This is a genomic window from Pseudonocardia sp. (assembly GCF_035305885.1).
Taxonomy (GTDB): Bacteria; Actinomycetota; Actinomycetes; order Mycobacteriales; family Pseudonocardiaceae; genus Pseudonocardia.
The window spans coordinates 37,562-45,857 of record NZ_DATGOP010000084.1 but is presented as its reverse complement, the minus strand read 5'-3'; the positions used below and the strand labels follow the sequence as shown (position 1 = coordinate 45,857).

The window sequence follows — 8,296 nt, the reverse complement described above, 5'->3', positions numbered from 1 at the left end:
CGGCGTGAGCAGCACGATCTCGCAGTGGCGCACGGTGGAGCGGGTGAGCGTGGGGTACTGGACCACGGCCACCTGGCGGGTGAGCTGGGCGAGCAGCCGCACGCTGCGCCGCAGCACGTCGTCGAGGTCGACGGCGCCTTCGAGGAAGGCCTGCACGGCGCGCCGCTCGGCCCCCGACAGCGGCTTGACCTGGGCCAGTCGGTCGACGAACAGCCGGTAGCCCTTGTCGGTGGGCACGCGCCCCGCGCTCGTGTGCGGCTGCGCGATCAGCCCCTCGTCCTCCAGGACGGCCATGTCGTTGCGCACGGTGGCGCTCGAGACGCCCAGGTTGTGCCGCTCGACGATCATCTTGGAGCCGACGGGCTCGTGCGTGGCGACGTAGTCGGCGACGATCGCCCTCAGCACGGCGAAGCGACGCTCGTCGGCATTCACGCCAGCTCCTCCCCGTGATGCTCCTGGTGAACTTCCACCAGTCTATGTGTTCTCGCGGGTTGCGAGCGTGGGGACGATGTGGCGTGTGCTGATCCGCCGCCCCGTGCTCGAGGCCGTCGCCGCAGGCACCGTCACGCTCGCCTTCCGGCGGTGGGACCGGCCGCGGGTGCGCGTGGGCGGCACCCGGCGCACGCCCGTCGGCGTGCTCGAGTTCACCTCCGTCGACCCGGTCGACGAGGCCGAGCTCACGCCGGAGGACGCGAGGGCGGCCGGGTTCGCCGACCTCGCCGCGCTCCTCGCGGCGCAGCGCGGGGACGGCACGCTCTACCGCGTCGGGCTGCGGCTGGCCGGGCCGGACCCGCGGGTCGCGCTGCGCGCGCAGCGGCGGCTGTCGGCCGCCGACCGCGCCGGGCTCGACGCCCGGCTGGCACGGCTGGACCGCGCCTCGCCCCGCGGCCCGTGGACGGCCGCGGTGCTGGAGCTGATCGCGCAGAACCCGGGCGTGCGCGCCCCCGACCTCGCCGCCCGCATGGGCCGCGACACGCCGTCGTTCAAGCGGGACGTGCGCAAGCTCAAGGAGCTGGGGCTGACCGAGAGCCTGGAGGTGGGCTACCGGCTCTCGCCGCGCGGGCGCGCCTACCGGCGGGCTCGATAAACGTCGTTTATCGAAGGATCAGCAAGATTGTTTTGACCCGCCGCAGGTGGACGCCCGAGTGTCTACAGTATGACGACGGACGTCACCGACCTCGCAGCGGTGCGAGCGGAGCGGGTGCGCGAGATCGCGACGGCCCGGCGCGGCATCCGCGGCCCCCTCATCCCCATCCTCCACGCCGTGCAGGAGGAGCTCGGCCACGTCGACCAGGCCGATCTCCCGGTGATCGCCGACGTGCTCAACCTGTCCGTCGCCGAGGTGCACGGCGTCGTCACGTTCTACCGCGACTTCCGCCGCGCCCCTTCCGGCAGCTCCACCGTGCGGATCTGCCAGGCGGAGGCCTGCCAGGCGGTCGGGGCGCGGGCGCTGGGCGAGCACGCTCGCCGACGGCTCGGCGTCGGGTTCGGCGAGACCACCGCGGACGGGGCGGTCACGCTCGACGAGGTCTTCTGCCTGGGCAACTGCGCCCTCGGGCCCGCCGTGCAGGTCGACGGCACGCTGCACGGCCGGGTGAGCCCGGCCCGCCTCGACGCGCTGCTCGGGGAGGTGACCCCGTGACACGGGTGTACGTGCCCCGGGACTCCGCCGCCCGGTCGGTCGGCGCGGACGCGGTCGCCGAGCGGCTCGCCGCCGCGGGCGCGGACGTGGTGCGCACCGGCTCGCGCGGCATGCTCTGGCTGGAGCCGCTGGTCGAGGTGGAGACCCCGGCCGGCCGGGTCGGGTACGGGCCGGTGGCGCCCGAGGACGTCGACGGGCTGGTCGCCGCGGGCATGCTCGACGGGCGCGGCGAGAACCTCGGTCTGGTCGAGGACCTGCCGTGGATGCGCAGGCAGCAGCGGGTGACGTTCGCCCGCGTCGGGGTCGTCGACCCGCTCTCCCCCGACGACTACGTGGCCCACGGCGGGCTCGCCGGGCTGCGCGCCGCGCTCCGGACCAGCCCGACGGCCGTGGTCGAGGCGGTCGTCGAGTCGGGGCTGCGCGGGCGCGGCGGGGCCGGCTTCCCCACCGGGATCAAGTGGCGCACCGTCCTCGCCGCCGATGCCGACGTCAAGTTCGTCTGCTGCAACGCCGACGAGGGCGACTCGGGCACGTTCGCCGACCGGATGCTCATCGAGGGCGACCCGTTCACGCTCATCGAGGGCATGACGATCGCCGCGCACGCGGTCGGGGCGAGCGAGGGCTACGTCTACCTGCGCTCGGAGTACCCGGACGCGGTCGAAACGCTGACCGTGGCGATCGAGATCGCCCGCGAGCGCGGCTGGCTCGGCGAGCGCATCCTCGGCTCCGACCACACCTTCGACATCCAGGTCCGGGTCGGGGCCGGCGCCTACATCTGCGGCGAGGAGACCTCGATGCTGGAAAGCCTCGAGGGCAAGCGCGGCCAGGTGCGGGCCAAGCCACCCATCCCCGCCCTCGAGGGCCTGTTCGGGCGGCCGACCGTCGTCAACAACGTGCTCTCGCTGGCCTCGGTGCCCGCGATCATCGCCGACGGCCCGGCCTCCTACGCCGCGCTCGGCGTCGGGCGCTCGCGCGGCACGAGCGTGTTCCAGCTCGCAGGCAACGTCGCGCGCGGCGGCATCGTCGAGACCGGGTTCGGGATCACCCTCGGCGAGCTGGTGAACGACTTCGGCGGCGGCACCGCCTCCGGGCGGCCGGTGCGCGCGGTGCAGGTGGGCGGCCCGCTCGGCGCCTACCTGCCGGTGGATCGGTTCGACCTGCCGCTGGACTACGAGGCGTTCGCCGAGGCGGGCGCGATGCTCGGCCACGGCGGGGTCGTCGTCTTCGACGACACCGTGGACATGGCCGAGATGGCCCGTTTCGCGTTCTCCTTCTGCGCCGAGGAGTCGTGCGGCAAGTGCACGCCGTGCCGCGTGGGCGCGGTGCGGGGCGTCGAGACGATCGACCGCATCCGCTCCGGCCAGGACCGGGAGAAGAACCTCGTGCTGCTCGAGGACCTGTGCGAGCTGATGACCGACGGGTCGCTCTGCGCCATGGGCGGACTGACCCCCATGCCCGTGCGCAGCGCGGTGCGCCACTTCGGGGAGGACTTCCAGCGATGAGCCTGCTGAAGGAGCCGGACCACGGCACGCCCGCCCGCGAGGGCGCCGCCACCGTGGAGCTCACGGTCGACGGGATCCCGGTGGCGGTCCCGCCGGGCACGTCGGTCATGCGGGCGGCCAAGCTCGCGGGCGTCGACATCCCGAAGCTGTGCGCCACCGACTCGCTGGAGGCGTTCGGCTCGTGCCGGCTGTGCCTCGTGCAGATCGACGGCGCGCGCGGCACGCCCGCCTCCTGCACCACCCCGGTCGCGCCCGGGATGGTGGTGCACACCCAGACCGACAAGCTCGCCAAGCTGCGCCGCGGCGTGATGGAGCTCTACATCTCCGACCACCCGCTCGACTGCCTCACCTGCTCGGCGAACGGCGACTGCGAGCTGCAGGACATGGCGGGCGTGACCGGGCTGCGCGAGGTGCGCTACGGCTCCGGCGTGGACGCGGGCGCCAACCACATGGACGCGCCGAAGGACACGTCCAACCCCTACTTCGACTTCGACGCCTCGAAGTGCATCGTCTGCTCCCGCTGCGTGCGCGCCTGCGACGAGATCCAGGGCACGCTCGCGCTGACGATCGAGGGCCGCGGCTTCGACTCGAAGGTCGCGGCGGGCGCGGGCGTGCCGTTCTTCGAGTCCGACTGCGTCTCCTGCGGCGCCTGCGTGCAGGCGTGCCCGACGGCGACGCTGCAGGAGAAGTCGGTGGTCGAGCTGGGGATGCCGACCCGCAGCGTGGTCACCACCTGCGCGTACTGCGGCGTCGGCTGTTCGTTCAAGGCCGAGCTGCGCGGCGACGAGCTCGTCCGCATGGTCCCCTACAAGGACGGCGGCGCGAACGAGGGCCACTCGTGCGTGAAGGGCCGGTTCGCCTTCGGCTACGCCACCCATCCCGACCGGGTGCTCACGCCGCGGGTGCGCGAGTCGTTCACCGACCCGTGGCGGGAGGTGAGCTGGGAGGAGGCCATCTCGTTCGTCGCGCGGCGGCTGCGCGAGATCCAGGCCGAGCACGGCACCGGCTCGATCGGCGCGATCACCTCGTCGCGCACCACGAACGAGGAGGTCTACGCGGTCCAGAAGATGGTCCGCGCCGTGTTCGGCAACAACAACGTCGACACGTGCGCCCGCGTCTGCCACTCCCCCACCGGCTACGGCCTCAAGCAGACGTTCGGAACCTCCGCGGGCACGCAGGACTTCAAGTCCGTGGCCAAGGCCGACGTGATCCTGCTGATCGGTGCCAACCCCACCGACGCGCACCCGGTGTTCGCCTCCCGGATGAAGCGGCGGCTGCGCCAGGGCGCCAAGCTGATCGTCGTCGACCCGCGACGCATCGACCTCGTCCGCTCCCCGCACGTCGAGGCGGCCCACCACCTGGCCCTGCGCCCCGGCACGAACGTCGCCGTCGTCAACGCGATGGCGCACGTCGTGGTGGCCGAGGGGCTCGTCGACCGCGAGTTCGTGGCCGAGCGTTGCGAGGGCTTCGCCGAGTGGGAGGAGTTCATCTCGCGTCCCGAGCACAGCCCGGAGGCGGTCGAGGACATCACCGGCGTGCCCGCCGAGGAGCTGCGCGCCGCCGCCCGGCTGTACGCGACCGCGGGCAACGCGGCCATCTACTACGGCCTCGGCGTCACCGAACACAGCCAGGGCTCGACGATGGTCATGGGCATGGCCAACCTCGCGATGGCCACCGGCAACATCGGCCGCGACGGCGTCGGGGTCAACCCGCTGCGCGGGCAGAACAACGTGCAGGGCTCCTGCGACATGGGCTCGTTCCCGCACGAGCTGCCCGGCTACCGGCACGTGGCCGAGGACGACGTCCGCGGCATCTACGAGGAGCTGTGGGGCACCCCGATCCTCCCCGAGCCCGGCCTGCGCATCCCGAACATGTTCGACGCGGCGCTCGACGGGTCGTTCCGCGGCCTGTTCGTGCAGGGCGAGGACATCGCGCAGTCCGACCCGAACACCCAGCACGTGCACGCCGCGCTCGCCGCGCTGGACCTGCTCGTCGTGCAGGACCTGTTCGAGAACGAGACGGCCAAGTTCGCGCACGTGCTGCTGCCCGGCACGTCGTTCCTGGAGAAGGACGGCACGTTCACCAACGCCGAGCGGCGCATCAACCGCGTGCGCCCGGTGATGGCGCCCAGGACCGGCAAGCACGAGTGGCAGATCGTCTGCGAGATCGCCCAGGCCATGGGCTACCCGATGCACTACGACTCGGCGGCCCGGATCATGGACGAGATCGCGTTGACCACGCCGACGTTCGCCGGCGTCTCGTTCGACCTGCTCGACCGGGTCGGCAGCGTGCAGTGGCCGTGCCACGACGAGGCGCCCGAGGGCACGCCGATCATGCACGTGGACGGGTTCGTGCGCGGCAAGGGCCGGTTCGTCGAGACCACCTACGTCCCGACGCGCGAGCGCAGCACGCGCAGGTTCCCGCTGATCCTCACGACGGGACGCATCCTGACCCAGTACAACGTGGGCGCGCAGACCCGGCGGACCGCCAACGTGGCCTGGCACCCGGAGGACGTGCTGGAGCTGCACCCGCACGACGCCGAGGAGCGCGGCATCTCCGACGGCGACATGGTGGTGCTCTCCAGCCGGGTCGGGCGAACCACGCTGCGCGCGGTCCTGTCCGATCGGATGCCGGTGGGGGTCTGCTACACGACCTTCCACCACCCGGTCACCGGCGCGAACGTCGTCACCACCGAGAACTCGGACTGGGCGACGAACTGCCCCGAGTACAAGGTGACGGCCGTGCAGGTGGCGCTGGCCCCCGAGCAGGCGGCGGTGCGCGAGGAGCTCACCGCCCGCCCCGTCCCGGCGGCGGGTGAGTAGATGGACGCCACCCCTCCCCACGTGCGGCTGGCCAACGACATCGCGGCCCAGTTCGCGCACAAGCCGCTCGACGAGGCCGCGCGGCAGGTCGCCGCGCACATCCGGTCGTTCTGGGAGCCGCGGATGCGCAGCGCGCTCGTCGCCCACCTGGCCGCGGGCGGCGCCGGGCTCGACCCGGTCGCGCGGCGGGCGGCCGAAGAGCTGCGGTCCGCGAGCGTCCGATGACCACCGCGGACGTCCGGACCACCGCGGCCCGGACCGGGATGCTCGCGTGGGACGCGGCGCGGGAGGTCGCCCACGCGGCCGCCGCACCGCTGCCGCCGCGCACGGTCGGCATCGCCGACCCCGGCGGCACGGTCGGCATCGCCGCCCCCGACGGCACCGTGTTGGCCGCCCCGCTGGTCGCGCCGGCCGACCACCCGCCGGTGCCCCGCTCGGCGATGGACGGCTACGCGGTGAGCGGGCCGCCGCCGTGGCGGGTGCGTGAACTTCAGGAAAGCCACATCCAGGAAGCCCACGTTCATGAATGTGGCTTTCCTGAAGCGAGGCCCGCCCCTGAAGCGAGGCCCGCCCTCGCCACGGGCGAGGCCTGCCCGATCGTGACGGGCGCCCCGCTGCCCGCGGGCGCGACCGCCGTGCTCGCCGTCGAGGACGCCGTGCGCGACGGCGAGCTGCTGCGCGGCGCCGCCCCGCCGGGCCGCCACATCCGCCCCGCCGCCGAGGAGTGCGCCGCGGGCGAGGAGGTGCTGCCCGCCGGATCCCGGGTGACCCCGGCGGCGCTGGGGCTCGCCGCCGCGCTCGGGTACGACCGCCTGCTCGTGCGGCCGCACCCCCGCGTCGCCGCACTCGTCACCGGGGACGAGCTGGTCCGCAGCGGGCGTCCGGGGCCGGGGAAGGTCCGCGACGCGATCGGGCCGATGCTGCCCGGGCTCGTCACCCGCGCGGGCGGGCGGCTCGCCGACCCCGTGGCCGTCCCCGACCACAGGCAGCTCCTGGGCGCCGCGCTCGCGGACGCGGACGCCGACCTCGTGCTCGTCTCCGGCTCCTCCTCGGTGGGGCCGGCCGACCACCTGCGGGCCGTGCTGCGCGAGCTGGGCGCCGCGCTCGTCGTCGACGGGGTGCGCTGCCGCCCCGGACACCCCCAGCTGCTGGCCATCCTGGACGGCAGGCTCGTCGTGGGCCTGCCGGGCAACCCCCTCGCCGCGCTCGCCGCGTTCCTGACGGTCGCGGTGCCCGCGCTCGCCGGGCTGCGCGGCGAGCCGCTGCCGGGGCTCACCGCGGTTCCGGTCCCCGGCGGGACGCCCCGCCACCCCGCGCACACCCGGCTCGTGCCGGTGACCGTCGACCCGTCGGGCGCGGTCCCGGTCGGGCACGGGGGTTCGGCGATGCTGCGCGGCGCGGCCGCCGCCGACGCCTTCGCGGTGGTCGACCCCGGCCCGGCCGACGCGATCGCCGCCCGCCTGCTGCCGCTCGACCCGGGAGCGCGCCCGTGGGCCGTCTGATCTCCCGCCGCCCGGTGCTGCGGCTCACCGCGGACGGTTCCAGCAGGCGCCCGGACGCCCTCGCCGTCGAGGAGCCCCTCGAGCTGCGCGTCGGCGGCCGCGCCCTCGCCGTCACCATGCGGACCCCCGGCCACGACGTCGAGCTGGCGCACGGCTTCCTGCTCACCGAGGGCGTGATCGGCGCCGTGGACGACGTCCGCGACGCCCGCTACTGCGGCTCCCGCGACGAGGACGGCCGCAACACCTACAACGTGCTCGACGTCCGCCTCGCCGAGGGCGTGGCGCCGCCCGAGACCGGGGTGGAGCGCAACTTCTACACCACCTCCTCGTGCGGGGTGTGCGGCAAGGCGTCGCTGGACGCGGTGCGGCTGCGCACCCGGCACTCGCCCGCCGACGACCCGGTGCGGGTCGCGCCCGAGGTGCTCACGACCCTCCCGGACGTGCTGCGCGAGCGGCAGCGGGTCTTCGACAGCACCGGGGGCCTGCACGCGGCCGGCCTGTTCACCGCGGCGGGCGAGCCGCTGGTGGTGCGCGAGGACGTCGGGCGGCACAACGCCGTCGACAAGGTGCTGGGGTGGGCGCTCGTGCAGGGCCGGGTGCCCGCGGCCGGGTGCGTGCTCGTCGTGTCGGGCCGCGCGTCGTTCGAGCTGGCCCAGAAGGCCGTCATGGCGGGGGTGCCGGTGCTGGCGGCGGTGTCGGCGCCGTCGTCGCTCGCGGTCGAGCTGGCGATCGAGTGCGGCCTCACCCTCGCCGGCTTCGTCCGCGACGGGCGGATGAACGTCTACGCTCACGGCGAGCGACTGGTTCAGGCCGCTCACGCCTCGTGAG

The 8,296-nt window shown here is 74.3% G+C and carries 8 protein-coding genes; 7 read left to right on the top strand and 1 reads right to left on the bottom strand.

All coding sequences use genetic code 11. The features are described from left to right. On the bottom strand, positions 1-432 hold a 432-nt coding region (locus VKZ81_RS17960), incomplete at its 3' end, for an HrcA family transcriptional regulator (protein WP_324242738.1). Positions 433-517: 85 nt separating this feature from the next. Here VKZ81_RS17960 and VKZ81_RS17955 point away from each other — a divergent pair. The 7 genes from VKZ81_RS17955 (at position 518) to fdhD (ending at position 8,295) form a co-directional block, all read left to right on the top strand. Then, positions 518-1,087, top strand: coding sequence for a hypothetical protein (locus VKZ81_RS17955; protein WP_324242737.1), 570 nt, complete (start codon positions 518-520; stop codon positions 1,085-1,087). Between the two features lie 69 nt (positions 1,088-1,156). Next, a complete protein-coding gene (locus VKZ81_RS17950) occupies positions 1,157-1,642 on the top strand; it encodes a formate dehydrogenase subunit gamma (protein WP_324242736.1) in 486 nt (161 codons plus the stop codon). Next, the gene (locus VKZ81_RS17945) at positions 1,639-3,144 is read left to right on the top strand and encodes a formate dehydrogenase beta subunit (RefSeq protein WP_324242735.1); all 1,506 of its coding nucleotides are present in this window, start codon (positions 1,639-1,641) and stop codon (positions 3,142-3,144) included. Before VKZ81_RS17950 ends, VKZ81_RS17945 begins: the two co-directional genes overlap by 4 nt. Continuing rightward, on the top strand, positions 3,141-5,966 hold the full coding sequence (gene fdhF / locus VKZ81_RS17940; protein WP_324242734.1) for a formate dehydrogenase subunit alpha: 2,826 nt from the start codon (positions 3,141-3,143) through the stop codon (positions 5,964-5,966). The genes VKZ81_RS17945 and fdhF overlap by 4 nt, the downstream gene beginning before the upstream one ends. Beyond that, a complete protein-coding gene (locus VKZ81_RS17935) occupies positions 5,967-6,191 on the top strand; it encodes a formate dehydrogenase subunit delta (protein WP_324242733.1) in 225 nt (74 codons plus the stop codon). It abuts the gene before it with no gap. Further along, the gene (locus tag VKZ81_RS17930) at positions 6,188-7,468 is read left to right on the top strand and encodes a molybdopterin molybdotransferase MoeA (RefSeq protein WP_324242732.1); all 1,281 of its coding nucleotides are present in this window, start codon (positions 6,188-6,190) and stop codon (positions 7,466-7,468) included. Before VKZ81_RS17935 ends, VKZ81_RS17930 begins: the two co-directional genes overlap by 4 nt. After that, positions 7,456-8,295: a formate dehydrogenase accessory sulfurtransferase FdhD gene (fdhD, locus tag VKZ81_RS17925; RefSeq protein WP_324242731.1), complete on the top strand. Its 840-nt coding sequence runs from the start codon at positions 7,456-7,458 to the stop codon at positions 8,293-8,295. Before VKZ81_RS17930 ends, fdhD begins: the two co-directional genes overlap by 13 nt. Position 8,296 lies beyond the last annotated feature (1 nt).